This is a genomic window from Prochlorococcus sp. (assembly GCF_965655815.1).
Lineage (GTDB): Bacteria > Cyanobacteriota > Cyanobacteriia > PCC-6307 > Cyanobiaceae > Prochlorococcus_A > Prochlorococcus_A pastoris.
The window spans coordinates 380,909-398,778 of the sequence record NZ_CBFHHZ010000001.1 but is presented as its reverse complement, the minus strand read 5'-3'; the positions used below and the strand labels follow the sequence as shown (position 1 = coordinate 398,778).

General features: G+C 31.4%; 20 protein-coding genes and 1 tRNA gene. 9 read left to right on the top strand and 12 right to left on the bottom strand.

The features are described 5' to 3' along the window. Positions 1-9 precede the first annotated feature (9 nt). Entirely contained in the window at positions 10-1,410 is a 1,401-nt protein-coding gene (gene plsX / locus ACTF45_RS02060; RefSeq protein WP_288346415.1) for a phosphate acyltransferase PlsX, read from the bottom strand. Next, positions 1,411-2,157 (bottom strand): response regulator transcription factor RpaB, encoded by a 747-nt coding sequence (rpaB, locus tag ACTF45_RS02055; RefSeq protein WP_011131773.1) that lies wholly within the window; start codon positions 2,155-2,157, stop codon positions 1,411-1,413. A 106-nt stretch (positions 2,158-2,263) separates the two neighbouring features. Between rpaB and radA the strand changes: the two genes are divergently transcribed. Beyond that, entirely contained in the window at positions 2,264-3,616 is a 1,353-nt protein-coding gene (radA, locus tag ACTF45_RS02050) for a DNA repair protein RadA (protein WP_288346414.1), read from the top strand. A gap of 12 nt (positions 3,617-3,628) precedes the next feature. Here the strand turns inward: radA and ACTF45_RS02045 are convergent, their stop codons facing one another. Further along, entirely contained in the window at positions 3,629-4,150 is a 522-nt protein-coding gene (locus tag ACTF45_RS02045; RefSeq protein WP_288346413.1) for a photosystem I assembly protein Ycf3, read from the bottom strand. Positions 4,151-4,270: 120 nt separating this feature from the next. Between ACTF45_RS02045 and ACTF45_RS02040 the strand changes: the two genes are divergently transcribed. From ACTF45_RS02040 to ACTF45_RS02030, 3 genes are read left to right on the top strand one after another with little or no spacing between them, the layout of a single operon-like run. After that, positions 4,271-6,568 (top strand): heavy metal translocating P-type ATPase, encoded by a 2,298-nt coding sequence (locus ACTF45_RS02040; protein ID WP_438949253.1) that lies wholly within the window; start codon positions 4,271-4,273, stop codon positions 6,566-6,568. Beyond that, entirely contained in the window at positions 6,569-7,213 is a 645-nt protein-coding gene (gene tmk / locus ACTF45_RS02035) for a dTMP kinase (RefSeq protein WP_288346411.1), read from the top strand. Further along, entirely contained in the window at positions 7,206-8,165 is a 960-nt protein-coding gene (locus ACTF45_RS02030) for a DNA polymerase III subunit delta' (RefSeq protein WP_288346410.1), read from the top strand. The genes tmk and ACTF45_RS02030 overlap by 8 nt, the downstream gene beginning before the upstream one ends. 29 nt (positions 8,166-8,194) lie before the next feature. Here ACTF45_RS02030 and ACTF45_RS02025 read toward each other — a convergent pair whose 3' ends face one another. Next, positions 8,195-8,950: a response regulator transcription factor gene (locus tag ACTF45_RS02025; RefSeq protein WP_288346409.1), complete on the bottom strand. Its 756-nt coding sequence runs from the start codon at positions 8,948-8,950 to the stop codon at positions 8,195-8,197. A 425-nt stretch (positions 8,951-9,375) separates the two neighbouring features. Between ACTF45_RS02025 and ACTF45_RS02020 the strand changes: the two genes are divergently transcribed. Further along, a complete protein-coding gene (locus ACTF45_RS02020; protein ID WP_288346408.1) occupies positions 9,376-9,735 on the top strand; it encodes a DUF7326 family protein in 360 nt (119 codons plus the stop codon). 113 nt (positions 9,736-9,848) lie between these two features. Here ACTF45_RS02020 and ACTF45_RS02015 read toward each other — a convergent pair. The 3 genes from ACTF45_RS02015 to ACTF45_RS02005 form a co-directional block, all read right to left on the bottom strand. Next, positions 9,849-9,920, bottom strand: a tRNA-Asn gene (locus tag ACTF45_RS02015). Positions 9,921-9,969: 49 nt separating this feature from the next. Continuing rightward, a complete protein-coding gene (locus ACTF45_RS02010) occupies positions 9,970-10,653 on the bottom strand; it encodes an ABC transporter ATP-binding protein (protein WP_438949252.1) in 684 nt (227 codons plus the stop codon). A gap of 1 nt (position 10,654) precedes the next feature. Then, positions 10,655-10,924, bottom strand: a complete 270-nt coding sequence (locus tag ACTF45_RS02005) for a hypothetical protein (protein WP_288346406.1) — start codon at positions 10,922-10,924, stop codon at positions 10,655-10,657. A gap of 157 nt (positions 10,925-11,081) precedes the next feature. Here ACTF45_RS02005 and cysK point away from each other — a divergent pair, with 157 nt between their 5' ends. Both cysK and ACTF45_RS01995 read left to right on the top strand, forming a co-directional pair. Next, on the top strand, positions 11,082-12,050 hold the full coding sequence (gene cysK, locus ACTF45_RS02000; protein ID WP_288346405.1) for a cysteine synthase A: 969 nt from the start codon (positions 11,082-11,084) through the stop codon (positions 12,048-12,050). Between the two features lie 16 nt (positions 12,051-12,066). After that, the gene (locus tag ACTF45_RS01995; RefSeq protein WP_288346404.1) at positions 12,067-12,744 is read left to right on the top strand and encodes a J domain-containing protein; all 678 of its coding nucleotides are present in this window, start codon (positions 12,067-12,069) and stop codon (positions 12,742-12,744) included. 4 nt (positions 12,745-12,748) lie between these two features. Here ACTF45_RS01995 and ACTF45_RS01990 read toward each other — a convergent pair whose 3' ends face one another. Beyond that, positions 12,749-12,991: an NAD(P)H-quinone oxidoreductase subunit O gene (locus ACTF45_RS01990; RefSeq protein WP_011131760.1), complete on the bottom strand. Its 243-nt coding sequence runs from the start codon at positions 12,989-12,991 to the stop codon at positions 12,749-12,751. A gap of 143 nt (positions 12,992-13,134) precedes the next feature. On the opposite strand from ACTF45_RS01990, the gene ACTF45_RS01985 reads away from it, so the two are divergent. Next, positions 13,135-14,067 carry a TIGR01777 family oxidoreductase gene (locus ACTF45_RS01985; RefSeq protein WP_438949251.1) on the top strand — a complete coding sequence of 311 codons (933 nt, stop codon included), beginning with the start codon at positions 13,135-13,137 and terminating at the stop codon, positions 14,065-14,067. Here ACTF45_RS01985 and ACTF45_RS01980 read toward each other — a convergent pair. Genes ACTF45_RS01980 through ACTF45_RS01965 form a run of 4 tightly spaced genes read right to left on the bottom strand, consistent with a single transcriptional unit; the run spans position 14,018 to position 16,314 of the window. Next, on the bottom strand, positions 14,018-14,287 hold the full coding sequence (locus tag ACTF45_RS01980; RefSeq protein WP_288346402.1) for a hypothetical protein: 270 nt from the start codon (positions 14,285-14,287) through the stop codon (positions 14,018-14,020). The two genes, ACTF45_RS01985 and ACTF45_RS01980, sit on opposite strands and share 50 nt — an antisense overlap. Further along, the gene (locus ACTF45_RS01975) at positions 14,284-15,483 is read right to left on the bottom strand and encodes a lipid-A-disaccharide synthase-related protein (protein ID WP_438949250.1); all 1,200 of its coding nucleotides are present in this window, start codon (positions 15,481-15,483) and stop codon (positions 14,284-14,286) included. Before ACTF45_RS01975 ends, ACTF45_RS01980 begins: the two co-directional genes overlap by 4 nt. A 1-nt stretch (position 15,484) precedes the next feature. Beyond that, the gene (locus ACTF45_RS01970; RefSeq protein ID WP_288346400.1) at positions 15,485-15,913 is read right to left on the bottom strand and encodes a tetratricopeptide repeat protein; all 429 of its coding nucleotides are present in this window, start codon (positions 15,911-15,913) and stop codon (positions 15,485-15,487) included. An 8-nt stretch (positions 15,914-15,921) separates the two neighbouring features. Beyond that, positions 15,922-16,314, bottom strand: coding sequence for a HesB/IscA family protein (locus ACTF45_RS01965; RefSeq protein ID WP_011131755.1), 393 nt, complete (start codon positions 16,312-16,314; stop codon positions 15,922-15,924). A gap of 99 nt (positions 16,315-16,413) precedes the next feature. Between ACTF45_RS01965 and zds the strand changes: the two genes are divergently transcribed. After that, a complete protein-coding gene (gene zds / locus ACTF45_RS01960) occupies positions 16,414-17,868 on the top strand; it encodes a 9,9'-di-cis-zeta-carotene desaturase (protein ID WP_438949249.1) in 1,455 nt (484 codons plus the stop codon). The last annotated feature ends 2 nt before the right edge of the window (positions 17,869-17,870 follow it).

Sequence of the window (17,870 nt, the reverse complement as noted above, 5' to 3'; positions counted from 1 at the left end):
AAATATGTTTTAAGAATTTAAAACTTGAAGCTTTTGAAGTTGATTTAAATTTTCCATAACATTATGATTTACAGCAGAGTGAGCCAAACGCAGAGCACTTACTACTGATAAAGACTTACTACTACCATGGCCAATTACACAAATACCATTTACCCCAAGCAATAATGCTCCTCCATGTTCAGCATGATCTAACCTTTTCTTAATTCTTAGTAAATTACTTTTTAAAAATGCAGAACCAACCTTCCCCCTTCTTCCTCTAGGCAGTTCGGATCTTAAAATATCTAATAGAACCCCTCCAACTGACTCAAGAAATTTAAGTAATATATTTCCTGTAAAACCATCGCAAACGACCACATCAAAATCACCAGATAAAACATCTCTTCCTTCACAATTACCCCCAAAATTAAAACTTTTTTCATTTGATAGTAATTCAAATGTTTTTATAGATAAATCATTCCCTTTACATTCTTCTTCGCCAATATTTAATAAGCCAATTCGTGGTTTTTCTATTTGTAAAACATCTTTGGCATAAACATCACCAAGAAGTGCAAATTGATGAAGATAAGAGGGCTTACAATCAGTATTTGCTCCGACATCAAGAACTAATACAGGTCGAGTTTGATCTCTAGTTGGGAATAACGCTCCTATTGCAGGTCGTTCGATTCCTTTCAATCTCCCTATCCTAAATATTGCAGAGGCCATAAGAGCTCCTGAGTTACCTGCCGAATAAACAGCTTTTGCCTTATTAGTTTTAACCAAATCCATAGCAACATTTATACTCGCATCTTTTCTTTTTCGTACTGCCGTTGCTTCTTCATTCATCCCTATAGGATCTCCACTATCTATTAATTCAAGACGATTATTATCAATTTCTTTTTCTAACAAATCTATTAGACCAACTCTTTCTGCTTCATATCTAACTTTTTCAATTTTGCCTACAAACTTTATATTTATAGGAAATCTACTGATAGCATCGAGACAGCCTTCCAAAATGGGCACAGGTGCATAATCTCCCCCCATACCATCAACTGCGATCCAAATCCTCTCAGAATTTGGTACCTCTTCTTTACTTATTAAATTATCACTATTTTGTAACCTTTTTAAAGGGTCAAAAACTAATGGCTGCAGTGTATTTTTTGCAATTGAACTAGCACTAGAAACTACATTACTAGCAGTGTTAACAACTGATTCAGCACTAGAAACTACATTACCTGCTACATTACCCGCGACATTACTTGCAGTACTTACAACAGAACCAGCACCAGAAACCACGTTTCCTGCAACATTACTTGCAGTGACAGCAGAATTAGCCGCAGTATCAACTATTGAAGTCACGGCAGAATTTCTTTTATACCAAATAACTAATCTTCTTATAGCTCTAGACTTTTTAATAGAAGAATCTTTTTCCATCTATTTACCGTCAAATGGAGATATATCAACTATCCTCTGAAACAGATATCCTGTACCTCTTGCTGTAAGAATTAATTCAGGATTTGCAGGATCAGCCTCCAATTTCGATCTTAATCTAGATATATGAACGTCAACTACTCTCGTATCTACATGTCTTTCAGGTGTGTAGCCCCAAACTTCTTTCAAAATCTCTCCTCGACTAAATGGTTCTCCTGATCGACTGACTAAAAGTTCTAAAAGACTAAATTCCATGCCTGTTAACCTGATTCTTTCATCACTTTTAAAAACTTGTCTTCGATTTGTATCAATTTTAATATCTGTAACCAAAATTAAACCTGAATTTGGCATTCCAGGAAGTTGCTCTTTATCTATTCGTCTTAATACACACCTAATCCTAGCTTCTAATTCTTTTGGACTAAAGGGTTTAACCACATAATCATCAGCGCCTAATTCTAATCCTGTAATTCTATCTGCTACATCCCCTAATGCGGTAAGCATTACGATAGGTACGTCTGAGTCTTTTCTTAATTCTTGACACACTCCATATCCATCTAATTTTGGCATCATTACATCAAGTACAACCAAGTCAGGATCATAATCTTTGAACAATTTTAGTGCTTCTTTACCATCACAAGCAGTTACCACTTTGTAACCAATCATTGAGAGACGAGTCTCGAGAATTCTTCTAATGCTTGCCTCGTCATCTGCGACAAGTATTGTTTCTTTTGTTTGACTAGATACAGCCATTTGTTTCTATTAGCTAATCAGTAAGAGAATTTATCTTTTACCCAATCTAACTTGTAGAGGGGCAAAATCCCAAACATCTTAGTTACTCAATCTAATCAAAAATTAAATGTCTAATAAATTTTCGACTTTTATTTGTCAAAATTGCGGATCTGAGACTTCTCAATACTTCGGAAGATGCTTAAATTGTAATGAATGGAATACCATCGTTGAAGAAAGAAAAAACACTAGATCTAAAATAACTAGTGTTAATAAAAATAAAAAATCTAAGCTGTTTAATGAAATAGAAATAGGTAATATATCAAGATTTACTAGTGGTTTTAAAGAGTTTGACAGAGTACTAGGTGGTGGAATAGTTCCGGGATCTATAGTTTTACTTGGAGGAGAACCAGGAATTGGTAAAAGTACAATAGTGCTTCAATCAGCAGGGAAAATATCCCTTAATGAAAAAGTTTTATACATCACTGCAGAAGAATCTTTAGAACAAGTAAAAATAAGATGGGAAAGATTAAATCAAAGCAGCCTCGATTTAAAAATTTATGCAGAAACTAATTTATCTTCTATTATCGAAGAGATTAAAAAAATAAAACCTGGTTTTGCGATTATTGATAGTATCCAAGCTATTAATAATGATGAGATGGAAAGTTCTCCAGGATCTGTTTCCCAAGTAAGGAATTGTTCATCTGAACTTCAGAATCTTGCTAAAGAAAATAATATAGCGCTTTTGATAATAGGTCACGTTACGAAAGATGGAGCTCTTGCCGGTCCAAAAACTTTAGAACATTTAGTAGATGTGGTACTCAATTTTGAAGGAGATAATATTGCCTCCCATAGATTACTCAGAAGTGTAAAAAATAGATTTGGATCAACTTTTGAAATTGGAATTTTTGAAATGTTAGAAAATGGTTTAAGAGAAGTTATTAACCCTAGTTCAATATTCACAAATAAAGAAAATATAGCCGGCGTCACAACCACTATCACTAATGAAGGATCGAGACCATTTGCAGTTGATATTCAAGCTTTAGTAAATAAGACTTTCTACAATAACCCAAGACGAACAACAACTGGAATGAGTATCAATAGATTACATCAAATATTAGCAGTGATTGAAAAACATGTTGGGATTAAATTATCAGAATATGACTGCTATATAGCGACAGGAGGTGGTTTTGAAATAAATGACCCATCTTCAGATTTAGGAGTTGCCATATCAATCTTATCAAGCTTAAAAAATATTCCACCATTGATAAATTGTGCATTTATTGGCGAATTAGGTTTAAGCGGTCAGGTAAGGCAGGCAAGTAATATTAGAGCCAAAATTGATGAGGCTGTTAGGCTTGGTATTAAAAATATTTTAGTACCTAAAATTACTAGTGAAATTAAAGATAGTTTTCAAAAATTCATCCAAATTAAAGAAATTTCAAATATAAATGAAGCTATTAATCATGCATTGAACGACTAAATCTATACAAATCTAGAGATAAATATCAATTGAACTCCTTCCAGAAGTTTTTAACCAATTTTCAATATCTAAGTATCCACCAGGATAAAGTCTTACAGCCTTAGACCAAACTTGGGCAGCCTTGTCGTACCACATATCTCTTTGATCTAAATCACCATTCTGTTCAGCAAACCTCCCTCTTTTTTCATAAATTAAACCTATATTCTTAAGACAAGATGGCTGTTTTGGATTTTCTTCTAAGGCCTTTTGATAAGTTTCTATAGATCTATCTTCCTCACCATTACTCATATAAATTATTGCCATGTTCTTTAAAGTTTCTCCTCTATCAATTTTATTTTCTTCTAGTAATAGACTTTCATTATAGTAATCCAGAGCTTCTGAATAATCGCCATTATTTTGAGCAGCTAATCCATCTCTGTAATATATGTAAGCTTTTTTTTCTTTATCAGCAATAGGCATAATCTTTACAATAGATTCAGCAATTACAGTAAAAGCTTTATCTATAAAATTGTCTCTGTTTTGATTATTAGGCACTTTTTTTTAAAAAATAAATTTAAATTAGTCAATAAAGTATCAACTATTTAAAAAGTCTATAACATTTATTACTATAGTAATTAATACAAACAAGCATTACTATGCTTTCATCGCAAAAATATGAATAGTATTCAATTAAATATTACCGGGATGAAATGTGGGGGTTGTGTTAACACGGTAGAAAATATATTAAAAAATTCGGATGGGGTCCAAAATGTTTCTGTTAACTTACTTACTAAAAGTGCATATTTTGAAATTAATAAAACAGTTCCAAACATTGATCAGGTTTTAGAAAACCTCAAGCAAAGCGGTTTTCCAGCAAAGATTTACATAAATGATTTTTCAAAAAAAGTAAATAAAGTTCAATTAGAAAAAAAAAAGAAATGGATTAATCAATGGAAAAAACTTAATTTTGCACTCTTACTTTTATTGTTTTCAGGTTTAGGGCATTTAGCAGAAGGAGGTTTTTTAAATTTACCAATATTAGGAAATTTATTCTTTCATGCTGCACTGGCCACATTAGCTTTATTCTTTCCTGGAAGAGAAATTGTAATCAAAGGATTCAAATCACTTATTAAAAATCGACCAGATATGGATTCTTTAGTAGCTCTGGGAGTAAGTAGTGCTTATACAACAAGTCTATTATCATTAATATTTCCTTCGACTGGTTTTCCCTGTTTTTTTAATGAACCAGTAATGTTATTGGGGTTTATTCTTATTGGACGGTTTTTAGAAGAAAGAGCAAGGTATCAAACTGGTTCATCAATCGGAGAATTACTAGATCTCCAACCAGAAATGGCAAATATTTATATAGAAGCAAATACAGTCAAATCAGTCAGAGTACATTCTTTAAAAATAGGAGATGAAATTCAATTATTAGCTGGAGATCGTGTACCCGCTGACTGTATTGTTATTAATGGAAATTCATCTGTAGATGTTTCTCATATTACAGGTGAATCTAAACCTATAGATGTGTACTCAGGTGAACATTTACTTAATGGCTCATTAAATTTAAATTCCACCTTAAGGCTAAAGGTTATCAAAGTGGGAGAAGAAACTTCTCTAGCAAAACTTGTTAGTCTTATTGAATCAGTTCAATCTAAAAAACCTCCAATTCAGAGAATTGCTGATAAGATTGCAGGGAAATTTACATACTTCGTACTAATTATTGCAACTTCAAGCTTCTTTTTTTGGTGGAAAGGTGCAAAACAAATTTGGCCAGATTTGTTAATAAACAATCATCATGACTTGATAACCACCTCCAATCATACGTTACATAATTCATTAGGTAGTAATGCTGAAAATTTTTTAACTTTAGCCATTCAACTCTCAATTGCTGTTTTAGTCATAGCTTGTCCTTGCGCTTTAGGTCTTGCCACTCCCACTGTAATAACAGTTGCATCAGGTAAAGCTGCAAAAAAAGGCGTTTTATTTAAAGGAGGAGATAAAATTGAAATGGCATCAAAAATTAATCATATTATTTTTGATAAAACAGGAACATTGACCAGAGGTAAACCTTTCATAATCGATTATTTAAATACTGCTGATAAATTATTTCTATTAAAAATATCTGCAAGTTTAGAAAGTCAAAGCCGACATCCCATAGCTAGTGCATTAGTTAATGAAGCCAAAAAACAAAACCTTGGCTTGTTGAAAATTAAAAACATCCATACAGAATCTGGTAGAGGTATATCAGGGGAACTTGATTCAATTGATGGGGAAATCAATATTGGAAGTGTTGAATGGTTGAATAGTAAAGGAGTAATAATTGACAGAAAATCAAAAGAAATATTGGAAACTGAAGAAAACAAATCCCATTCTGTGATTGGAGTATGTATAAATAAAAAGTTACTCGGATTTATTTTATTAGGTGATTTATTAAGAGAGGATTCTATTAATTCTGTTCAAAAATTAAGAGAGAATAATTATCAAATAAAAATTTTAAGCGGAGATAGAAAAGAAACTGTAGTCGAGTTGGCAAAAAAATTAGATATTCCAGAAGCAGAAATAAAATGGGATCTTCTTCCAGAAATGAAATTAAAAATAATTGAAAATTTAAAGAAGAGTAATAAAGTTGTAATGATTGGAGATGGAATAAATGATGCACCTGCTTTGGCAGCTTCAAATTTAGGAATAGCAGTTGGTTCAGGTACCCAGATTGCGAAAGCGAATGCAGATGTTGTTTTAATGGGAGATCAGTTATCTGGATTACCTTATTCACTTAGTCTTGCAAAAAGAACAATAGGAAAAATTAAACAAAATCTATTCTGGGCTTTTGGATACAACTTGATTGCAATTCCCATAGCGGGTGGTATTCTATTTCCAAAATATGGCATTCTTCTTACACCATCAATCGCAGCATTATTGATGGCAACTAGTTCAATAACCGTTGTAATAAATGCTTTATCTTTAGAATAAATGAGGGGTAAATTTATTGTTATTGAAGGAATTGATGGTTGCGGTAAAACAACCCAAATTGATGAAATTTCTAGATGGATCCCTACTAGTGGTCTTTTGAGAGGAAAGCAAAAATTAGTAAAAACTAGAGAACCTGGAGGAAGCTTATTAGGTAAAAAAATTAGAAATTTAATACTTGACAATCATGAAGATAATAAACCTTCTTCTCTGGCTGAATTACTGCTTTATTCTGCTGATAGAGCAGAACATATTTCCAAAACCATATCACCTGCTTTAGAAAATCAAGACTGGGTACTTAGCGATAGATTTTGTGACTCTACACTTGCTTATCAAGGTTATGGTAGAAATATAAATCTTGAGATTATCAAAAATATCGAATCTATTGTTTGTCAAGGAGAATACCCAGATCTGACTATTTTTCTAGAAATTTCAGCAGAAGAAAGTGTATTACGAAGGGAAAAGTTTATTCCTGATAGGATAGAATCTGAAGGTATAAAATTCCTAGAAAAAGTTAATGAAGGTTTTAAGTTGATTGCAAAAGAAAAAAATTGGACAACAATATCTGCTGTACAGGATATAAATACTATCACTAATGAAATAAAAGAAACCTTACTAAAAAAGTTTTCTCGAGTAAACAATGATTGATCTTAAAACTGAGAATCTTTTAATTAATAAAGAAGTTAATGAGAATCTAGAAAGCATACTTAAGAGAAAAGCATTTTCCAACGGTTATATATTTTATGGTCCGGAAGGTATAGGAAAAAAACAAACCGCTATGAAATTTATTATGGAAATTTTTAATAAATATTCATCTAATTCAAACATTAAAAAAAAAATCATAGATAAAAACCACCCTGACTTCTTATTAATTGAGCCTACCTATTTTTTTAAAGGTAATCTTATAAATCGTTCAGAAGCTGAACCTTCAAAAAATAATAAAGAAACAATAAGAATAGAGCAAATTAGAAATTTAAAGACTTTTCTAGGTCAAAAATCCATTGAATCAGGTAGAAAAATTGTATTAATTGATGATGCTCACCTTATGAATGAAGCAGCATCTAATTGTCTTTTAAAAACACTAGAAGAACCCTCTAACGGTATATTTATTCTTTTAACTTCTAGGTTAAACTTACTTTTGGATACTATTATCTCAAGATGTCAACTTATAAGATTTAAATCTTTTTCATATAAACAGCTTGAGATTTTCATAAGAAATAATTTAGATTCTACGGTTTTTGATATTTATAAAGAAATAGATTTAGAATATTTTATTAATTCAGCAAATGGCTCTCCAGGAAAAATACTGAAAGATATAAAAATTTGGAACCAATTACCAAATGCACTTAAAGAAAACTTGAACTTTCCATTAAGTGATAATTTAGAAATACTAAAAATAACAAAATTAATATCTGAAGAACTAGATATTGATCAACAAATGTTTTTAATAAATTTTGTACAACAAAAATGTTGGGCAAAAACTAGAAACAAAAACATCCTTAAAAAACTAGAAGATTTGAAGGTACATCTTAAAGGTTTTATACAACCACGACTAGCATGGGAAGTTACTTTATTAAAAATAGCAATTGAAGATTTGTAAAGTTACTTAATTACTCATTGGATTAAGTTTTAATTTGTAGATTCCGCAAACTCTTGCATCCCATTATCAACCTGAGCTAACGTAGGTAACTCAAGGCAATATCCCGCTCCATAAACAGTTTTTATATATTTTGGCTTGCGAGGGTCAGGTTCTAATTTTGTTCTTAAGTGTCTTACATGAACTCTAATAGTCTCAATATCATCGTCAGGTTCGTAACCCCATACTTCCTTTAATATCAGTGCTGGAGAGACTGTTTGACCATGTCTTTGCAGCAAACAGTGAAGTAGCTCAAATTCTAAATGGGTAAGTCTCACGGCAGATTCGAACCAAATAGCTTCAAATCTTTCCGGAACAAGAGTAAGAGGTCCATAATTTAAAATTTCTTGTTGATTAGTTGAATTCAATTGTGCTCTATTAGTTCTTCTCAATAAAGCTTTAATACGAACGTATAATTCCTCTAAATCAAATGGTTTTGTGATGTAATCATCAGCACCTGAATTAAATCCAGTAACTTTATCTTTAAGTCCACCCAAAGCTGTAATCATTAATATGGGAATATTTGAAGTCCTTTCATCTCTCCGCAGTCTTTGGCATAATGTCAAACCATCAACGCTAGGTAACATTAAATCTAGAAGAATTAAGTCAGGAGAATATTGAAGGGCTAAAGCTTGACCTTTAATACCATCTTCAGCTTTTTGAACATCAAAACCAGAATGCTCAAGATGACCAGATACTAATTCACGCATATCACGATCATCTTCTATCAATAGGATTGAAATTTTCATATCTGACCGATTATTAAACTGAGATTAAGATTTTGTATAACGATTCTCTCAACATTTTGCATTTATTGCAGACCTAATTTAAAGACTTATATAAGTTATTACAATAAAAAAACTAATTACTTCAATGGATTAGACGGAAATATCAACTAAAAAGAAAATATAAATTTTATAAATTCTTTCGATTTGCTTAATAATTACTTAATAATTCAATATAAATCGGCAAGTAACGGCAGTTAAATTTGAATCAAAACATGAATGTCAATATCTATGAGAGTAATAGATTCAGATGATTGTTATTATACCAATTTAAATCTTTTGTTTTTAAACTAAATTTTTTTCGTAGAATAATATGTAAATTATTTGTGACTGAAAATTTTTTTTAGATGCTAATTGTTAACTTTATTATAAAAACAAACTGAATATTAATGAAAAAGAAATCTATTACTTACACCGATTTATCTAAAAAGCAGTTACAACATCTAAAAGAACTTTATATTCAAAAAAAAGTTGAATGCATGAGCCATAAAGAGTTAAAAGAATTTGTTTTAGAAATAATTAGCCATCAGATAAACGACACAATTGGAAAAGAGGAGGAAATGGAAGCATGGATGGAAATGTCTAAATTTTATGGCGATCAATTTGAAATTATAATTTTGGAGATTCAACAAAAATTTGCAAACAACGAAAACTTACAAAATTTTGAAGAAGATTCAAAAGAGCATAGATTAGAATTGCTTGAAAAAAATAATATCGAACAGAGTAAACAAGACATGTGGGATGATTAACTCTTTAAAATTAGGTTATTAGGCGCTTTTAAAGTTTTTCCCATTAGTTAGTTGTATTTTAAATAAAAAAGAGACCCGTAGATCTCTATACCTGCTTAAAAGGAGTTATAAAACTCCCCGGGCGGGATTCGAACCTGCGACCAATCGATTAACAGTCGATCGCTCTACCGCTGAGCTACCGAGGAACATATAGAAATTTAACTCTTACATGTACCTTATGACAAGGGGTAAACCTTAATTATATTGAAAGTTAAATGGTTTCTGCCAATCTGATAAATTTCCATTCTTCATCTCTGCAACTGCATCTGCATAACTTAATTCCTCTAAACGATGAGTAATCCATAAAGCAGTGAATGGGTTTCTTTTATTCTTTGTAAGGCCTTTAATTATTTCTAAAACGGCTAATTGACTAGAACTATCTAATAGCGCTGTGGGCTCATCCATAAGAATGAAATTCTTATCACTTATCAATGAAGATGCAATAGTTAAACGTTGTTTTTGACCGCCACTTAATGTATGAATCGACCTTTTATCAAATCCAGCTAATCCAACCTTGTTTAGAGCAATGTCAATTTTATTAGAAATATCTTTTCTACTTAAATTTTGATTAATATTCAGAAGAAGTTCACTCCTGCAGTTTGGCATTAATATTTGATGATCAGGATTCTGAAAAACCATCCCAATGTTCGCTAATTTATTTATGACTCCATTGCTTGGTTTTAGAAGTCCATTAATTAACTTAAGCAAGGTACTCTTTCCGCTTCCATTTTTACCAACAATCATCCATAACCCAGTTTTATTAATAGAAAAATTACAATTATTTATTACATGGTCATTTTTTCCTGGCCATGAAAAACCTACATTTTTGAAAGTTACATTAGGTACTCCATTTTGCAAAGTATCCTCGATCTCGATCATTTTAAATATCTAAGGAAAATCCAGGTCTTTTTGATCCACCAGCAACTGCTGACTTTTCATATATCTGAACAGAAATAACTTCTTTAGCAAGAACAGTTATCAATTTATCCTGAACTTTTTCACAACTTAATTCGATTAAAGAGGAGTTTTGGTTATCACTATTCATAGAATCTTTGATTTCATCATAGATTCTTTTAATATCCTCATACTCTTTCTTCTGAATTGAAAGGGGAAAGGGGGAATATCTTAGACTTATTTCAAGAGAATACATAAAAGAATTGTAAATTTTATATTATAAACAAACTATAGAACAATCTTTTCTAAGAAGTTGTTTTGAAATTAAGTTCAATTTAAAGTTTTTTTTATAAAAGACATATAAATACATTTAAACTAATAGAGAACAAATTTAATTTTGTAAAAATCTTTCCATGGAAATAGCAGGTGATATTACTTCTTTAGTTGGCAACACACCATTAGTAAAATTAGATCGCATAAAAAAATACTGTAATTGTCATCCAGAAATAATAGCGAAACTTGAAAGTTTTAATCCATCAGCATCTGTCAAAGATCGTATCGCTTATTCGATGTTAAATTCAGCCGAAAAAGATGGTTTAATTTTACCGGGGAAAACAACATTAATTGAGGCAACAAGTGGAAATACTGGAATTGCTTTAGCAATGGTTGCAGCAGCTAAAGGTTATAGATTGATATTAACTATGCCAGATACTATGAGTATTGAGAGAAGGGCAATGCTAAGAGCATATGGGGCAGAATTACAACTCACTCCAGGAAAAGAAGGAATGAAAGGTGCTCTAGATTTAGCAAGTGAATTATCTTCAAGTATTCCAAATAGCTTTCAGTTTAATCAGTTTGAAAATCTTGCAAATCCAGAAATTCATGAAAGAACCACAGCTAAAGAAATTTGGTACCAATCTAATCAAACTATTGATGGATTAGTTACCGGAGTTGGTACTGGAGGAACCATAACTGGATGTTCTCGATTTCTAAAAAAAGTTAATCCAAATTGCAAAATATATGCAGTAGAGCCCGCAAAAAGCGCTGTAATTTCAGGAGAAAAAGCTGGTTCTCATTCTATCCAGGGGATCGGTGCAGGCTTCGTTCCTAAGGTACTTGATACTCAATTAATAGATGAAATTTTCAAGATAGATGATGACGAAGCATTTTATTATGGGAGGTTATTAGCTCGATTAGAGGGCCTTTTATCAGGAATTAGTAGCGGAGCTGCTTTGGCAGCAACAATCAAAATAGGTCAAAGGGAAGAGCTTATTAATAAAAGATTAATAGTGATTCTTCCGAGTTTTGGTGAAAGATACTTATCTACTGCAATGTTTGAATCAAACACTGTAATTAAAGCTAGAGAAGACGGTTATCTATAGGCAAGGGTATTTAAATATGATCAAAAATCTTTATAAAGAATTAGAGGTAAAGGAAAATGCAACTCAAGGTGAAATTAAATCTTCTTATCGTCGCTTAGTTAAACAACATCACCCCGATGCAGGAGGTGAAAAAGATAGGTTTCTTGCAATACAAGATGCATGGGAGACTCTTAATGATCCTTTTAAAAAAGAACAATATGATAAAACCCTATTTTCATTAAAACAATCATCTAATTTCAAAAATGAACATTGGGAAGAGAAATTTAATACAACAAAATATAGTTCTACAATAAAAGATAATGAAGTTAAAAATTGGATTAAAAATATTTATAATCCTATTAATAAATTTATTAGCCAAATAATCAAACCTTTGAGTCAAGAAATTAAAGAACTATCTGCTGATCCATATGATGAAGAATTGATGGATAATTTTTGCAGTTACATTACTTTTTCCCAAAGAAAAATTGAAAAAGTTGATAAGCTTTATAAGTCAATATCTGTGCCCAATTCAATATCCTCTTTAGGTTTAGATCTTTATCATTGTTTTTCTCAAGTTAAAGATGCTTTATCGGAACTGGATAAGTACACACAAGGATATGTAGATGATTATTTATTTGATGGAAAAGAAATGATGAAAGAAGCAAAAAGAATCCAATCAAAAATGGCTTATGATAAAAAATCTATAATTTCCTAAATAACTATTCTGAAACTATATATTCTTTAATTTGGTCTAATTTAAACCAAACATCTGGTACTGGACGACGCCACCTTACTTGAGCATATTCTTCTTTAATACTTAGAATTTCCCCAGGGCCTTCAAATATATAACTAGGTAAATCTTGATCACTAGCTAATGCCTCGACACTTCCATCATAAATACTTTTATCTATAAAGACTAAGCTTCCTTTCTTAAGGGGCTTCTTGGGTATCGACTCAGTCATGATGAGATTTATTAATTTATTTAGATTTCAAAATTTATTATACAAAAAACTTTTTTCATTAATTTTTTTTAAATTGATTACACCATAATAATTACAATTGATACAAAATTTAAATAGTCTAGATTTATTACATAATTAAAAATATGCGTCTGCTACTCCTTGGATGTACGGGTTTTGTGGGGAAAGAGTTAGTCCCAGCTTTACTCAAAGAAGGTCACGAACTTTGCATTATCAGTAGAAAAAATATTAATAATTTGAAGATAAATATTCCGCTAGATAAATTTAAATTTCTTAAAATAGATCTTTCAAAAAAACAAAATTGGAGCAATAAAAATCTATTAAGTAATTTAAAAGATTCTGATGGGATAATTAATTTAATAGGCGAACCAATAGCAGATAAAAAATGGACTGATATTCAAAAAGAAGAGATAAAAAAAAGCAGGATTAATACAACTAAGTTTTTGATGGAAACCCTGAAAAAATCCAGAATCAATCCAAAAGTCATAGTAAATGGTTCGGCAATAGGTTTTTATGGGACAAGCTTAACTCAAGAGTTCAATGAAAATAGTCAGAGTGGTAACGATTTTTTAGCTAACCTTTGCAATAAATGGGAGGAAGTTGCGAACGGAAAACCATTTTTCTCAAGATTAGTAATTTTCAGAATCGGAATAGTCTTAGAAGCAGAAGGAGGTGCACTAGGAAAAATGCTTCCAGTATTTAAAATTGGACTGGGAGGTCCAATCGGAGATGGGAATCAATGGATGAGTTGGATTCATAGAAGTGATTTATGTGGATTAATAATTAAAGCAATAGTAGATAAACAATTTTCCGGGGTATATAACGCTGTTGCACCGGAGCCAGTATTAATGAAGTATTTCTCCAAAACTTTAGGTAGATGCCTCAAAAGACCAGATCTACTACCAGTGCCAGGATCAATACTGAAATTATTATTAGGTGATGGAGCAAAATTAGTACTAGAGGGCCAAAAAGTGATCAGTATTAAATTACAAGAAAAAATATATAAATTTAAATATCCTCTTCTTGAGAAAGCCATTTACGCCTCCACCAAGAATTAATGCCATTAACTACCGCACTTACAATTAAAATAGTGATTAAAGGTGTGATGAGTGGATTCCAAAGATTCTGAAAAATATTAAGGAAAATAAATACTCCATTAATTTGCATAATTACTGCAAAAATAAAAAATATTGCAAAAAAAATAACAACGAATAAATTTATCAATAAAAAATTATCAATAATCACTTTCAACTTTGATTCAGATTTCTGCTTAGTCATTTTTCATGAAACCCTTTTATATCATTAATTATCTTAATGCATGAATTACTCTCTCCGATTCTTAGATTTGCATTATCAAGACAAGAAACCAAAAACTTTTTGTCTAGCTTTATCAGATAAATAACTTTAAGGATTAGATTTATTGTCTGATTTATTTGATCTTTCTTATTTATATAATTGGAAGAACAAAAAACATATCTACCAAGTAATCGTCTTTGAGCTTCTGCAAAAGATTTTGTAAATTGCGGACCGTTGCCTTCAATTTGAATAACTGGCTTTGCTAAACCGATTGCCTGCTCTGATGCAGTTCCAGCCATACTTATTACGAAATTACTTTCAAATAATATTTCTTCAAACAAATTCCAGTTCAAATTAATCGTAATGAATCCATATGTAAATTCTAGACCATCATTTTTTCCTTTTTTTTCTATGTAAATCCATTTTCGTTGATTTAGTATCTGCCTAATTATTTCTATAGAAAGAGCTTTTACTATGGCAAACTTGAATGCAATATTCTCAAAATATTGAAACTTAGACATTGTCTCTAAAACTTCTAAAATCAATTTCAAATTATCTAAAAGTTCAGGAAATCTGCTTCCAGGAAATAACCCAATATTAAAAGGGACGATTTTCGATTTATTTTCAAAAAAAGAAAACTTATCCATAAATGGATTACCTAAAAAAGATACTTTTTTTCTTAATTGTTGAGTTAAATCATCTGCTGTTAGAAAATCCCTAGCATATATTTTTTTTGCATATTTTGAGATTAAAAAAAACTTACAGGGCCAAGGTAATTTCAATTTCCCCTCATAGTGACTAGAGTACGCTACTAAATATGTAAAAAAATCTTTTTTTGCAAACCATGCAAAAAAAACAGGAACTATATCTCCAATTACTAAATAAAAATCATATTTATTTCTTAATTTATAAGACAAATATAATTTTTTAAAAAAGTAAATTATTTGTCCTCCAAATATTTCGAATATTCTTCCACTAAAAGAATTATAACCAATACCACCAGTTCTAAATTTTTTGGTTTTACCAATTATTCTTATATTTTCTTTTTTATAATTTTCACCATCACCCACAATAGGTAGTGCATCTACAAGATCACCTTTCTTTACAAAATATTTGGCTAATAAACTACCAGATAAATCTTCTCCATGTCCGTTACTTAATAGTAAAATTCTGGACAATTTAAAATTCTAACCATTTATTGATTTTGGTTAATTCTGGCCAGTTTGGATATCTATTAAATCCGTCTTCAACTGACTCTTTTAATTCTGTCTTTACATCAGGCATCATCATTGCCATTTTTTTAATTAATTCAACATGCTCTCTAACACCTTTATTATTTGTAGCCAAAAGAGCTAAGGACAAATTCATTCTTGCTTGCGGGTCTTGCTGATTTAAGCGAACCGCCTCTCTAGCTGCTGCTAATGCTTCTTCATTATTCTTCAATAGAAGCTGCAGCCAAGATAAACAAGTCCAAGCAGCAAAGTGGTTGGGTATTTGTTGAATGATTTTTTGAAAATCTTGTGCAATTGGTATTAACTCTTGGCCATCTTGATATCTAGATAAGGCAGCATTGAAATCAGATTCAATTGGATTAATGTCATCTGTCATATTTTTTTCTAAACTGCAAAAGAGCTTCCGCAGCCACAAGTTTGTGAAGCATTAGGATTAACGAAATTAAAACCTCCACCAATTAAATCTTTACTGAAATCTAGTTGCATGCCGTAAATATACAGAAGACTTTTTGGGTCGCATATTACTTTGAAGGTTTGTTCGGAACTTAATGAATAATCATATACTTTATCATCTGCATTTATTTCATCTCCACCAATAAAATCCATCGTATAACTCATACCACTGCATCCGCCAGATCTTACCCCAACTCTTAGAGCTTTCTTATCAGTCTGATTCTTCAATAAAGAAGATATTTGCTCTATGGCATCATTGGTTATTAAAATTCCCTTTCCGTCATCTGAGGTCTTTATTTTTTCTTCTATTTTTACATTTTCCATAAATACATATAAACGTATAACTACACTATAAAAAATATAGATACATCATGCATATTTCAAGCGATATACAAAGTTGATTTGTTATAATTAATAAAAAAAGTGAAAATAGCAATAGTAGGTTCTGGGTTAGCGGGTTTAACAGCGGCAGTTAATCTAGTTGATGAAGGTCATGAAGTAGAGATTTACGAAAGCAGATCATTCTGGGGCGGAAAAGTTGGAAGTTGGGAAGATAAAGATGGTAACCACATAGAGATGGGATTACATGTATTTTTTTATAACTATGCAAATCTATTTAAACTCATGAAAAAAGTTGGAGCATTAGATAATTTGCTTCCGAAAGAACATACTCATTTATTTGTAAATAAAGGTGGTGATTTAAAATCTTTGGATTTTAGATTTGCCTTAGGAGCTCCTTTTAACGGTCTAAAGGCTTTTTTCACTACTGAACAATTGACTTGGGTAGATAAGTTAAGAAATGCATTAGCTTTAGGAACCAGTCCTATAGTTAGAGGATTATTAGATTACGAGGGTGCAATGAAGATAATAAGAGACTTAGATAAAATAAGCTTTAAAGAATGGTTTTTAAATCATGGCGGAAGCTTAAGAAGTCTTGAAAGGATGTGGGATCCAATTGCATACGCATTAGGTTTCATAAATTGTCAAGATATATCGGCAAGATGCATGTTAACTATTTTTATGATGTTTGCATCTAAGACTGAAGCCTCTAAACTTAATCTTTTAAAAGGATCCCCTCATAAATGGCTTACAAAACCCATCGTTGATTACATAACAAAAAAAGGATGCAAAATCCACTTAAATCATAAGGTTGACGAAATTATTTTTGAAAAAGGATCTTCCTCCTACTCGGTCACGCAACTTAAAATATCCACTCCTGAAGGCCCAAAGGCTATATTTGCTGATACATTTCTCGCTGCTTGTGATGTTCCTGGAATTAAAAAGATAGTTCCTAAAGAATGGTATCAATTTAAGGAGTTTGAGGGTTTAAAAAAACTCAGAGCTGTTGCAGTAGCGACAATTCAATTAAGATATGATGGATGGGTTACAGAATTAAATAACGATAACAAAAGTCAAAACCCTACAGGTTTAGATAATCTTTTATATTCAGCAGATGCATCTTTCAGTTGTTTCGCAGATTTAGCTTTAGCAAGTCCCGTAGATTATAGAAAGGAAGGAATGGGATCTTTACTTCAATGTGTTTTGACTCCTGGAGATCGTTGGATGGGTAGATCAACAGAGAGAATCACTAAAGAAATTGATTCTGAAGTGCGTCGTCTATTTCCTTCTTCGAAAAATCTAAAATTACTTTGGAGTAATGTCGTACAAGTTCCACAATCACTTTATAGAGAATCGCCAGGTATGGACCCATATAGACCTGATCAAAAGACTTCAATATCAAATTTCTTTATGGCAGGTAGTTATACAAAACAAGACTATATAGATTCAATGGAGGGGGCTACTATGAGCGGTCATCTAGCAGCAGCAGCAATTTTAGATAAGAAAGCTGAATTAGCAAAGAATCTTGCGGTCAGCTAACT

Bases quoted from the DNA above. Each gene is read 5' to 3' on its own strand.
- plsX (WP_288346415.1), bottom strand. From the start codon at position 1,410: ATGGAAAAAGATTCTTCTATTAAAAAGTCTAGAGCTATAAGAAGATTA.
- rpaB (WP_011131773.1), bottom strand. From the start codon at position 2,157: ATGGCTGTATCTAGTCAAACAAAAGAAACAATACTTGTCGCAGATGAC.
- radA (WP_288346414.1), top strand. From the start codon at position 2,264: ATGTCTAATAAATTTTCGACTTTTATTTGTCAAAATTGCGGATCTGAG.
- ACTF45_RS02040 (WP_438949253.1), top strand. From the start codon at position 4,271: ATGAATAGTATTCAATTAAATATTACCGGGATGAAATGTGGGGGTTGT.
- tmk (WP_288346411.1), top strand. From the start codon at position 6,569: ATGAGGGGTAAATTTATTGTTATTGAAGGAATTGATGGTTGCGGTAAA.
- ACTF45_RS02030 (WP_288346410.1), top strand. From the start codon at position 7,206: ATGATTGATCTTAAAACTGAGAATCTTTTAATTAATAAAGAAGTTAAT.
- ACTF45_RS02025 (WP_288346409.1), bottom strand. From the start codon at position 8,950: ATGAAAATTTCAATCCTATTGATAGAAGATGATCGTGATATGCGTGAA.
- ACTF45_RS02020 (WP_288346408.1), top strand. From the start codon at position 9,376: ATGAAAAAGAAATCTATTACTTACACCGATTTATCTAAAAAGCAGTTA.
- ACTF45_RS02010 (WP_438949252.1), bottom strand. From the start codon at position 10,653: ATGATCGAGATCGAGGATACTTTGCAAAATGGAGTACCTAATGTAACT.
- ACTF45_RS02005 (WP_288346406.1), bottom strand. From the start codon at position 10,924: ATGTATTCTCTTGAAATAAGTCTAAGATATTCCCCCTTTCCCCTTTCA.
- cysK (WP_288346405.1), top strand. From the start codon at position 11,082: ATGGAAATAGCAGGTGATATTACTTCTTTAGTTGGCAACACACCATTA.
- ACTF45_RS01995 (WP_288346404.1), top strand. From the start codon at position 12,067: ATGATCAAAAATCTTTATAAAGAATTAGAGGTAAAGGAAAATGCAACT.
- ACTF45_RS01990 (WP_011131760.1), bottom strand. From the start codon at position 12,991: ATGACTGAGTCGATACCCAAGAAGCCCCTTAAGAAAGGAAGCTTAGTC.
- ACTF45_RS01985 (WP_438949251.1), top strand. From the start codon at position 13,135: ATGCGTCTGCTACTCCTTGGATGTACGGGTTTTGTGGGGAAAGAGTTA.
- ACTF45_RS01980 (WP_288346402.1), bottom strand. From the start codon at position 14,287: ATGACTAAGCAGAAATCTGAATCAAAGTTGAAAGTGATTATTGATAAT.
- ACTF45_RS01970 (WP_288346400.1), bottom strand. From the start codon at position 15,913: ATGACAGATGACATTAATCCAATTGAATCTGATTTCAATGCTGCCTTA.
- ACTF45_RS01965 (WP_011131755.1), bottom strand. From the start codon at position 16,314: ATGGAAAATGTAAAAATAGAAGAAAAAATAAAGACCTCAGATGACGGA.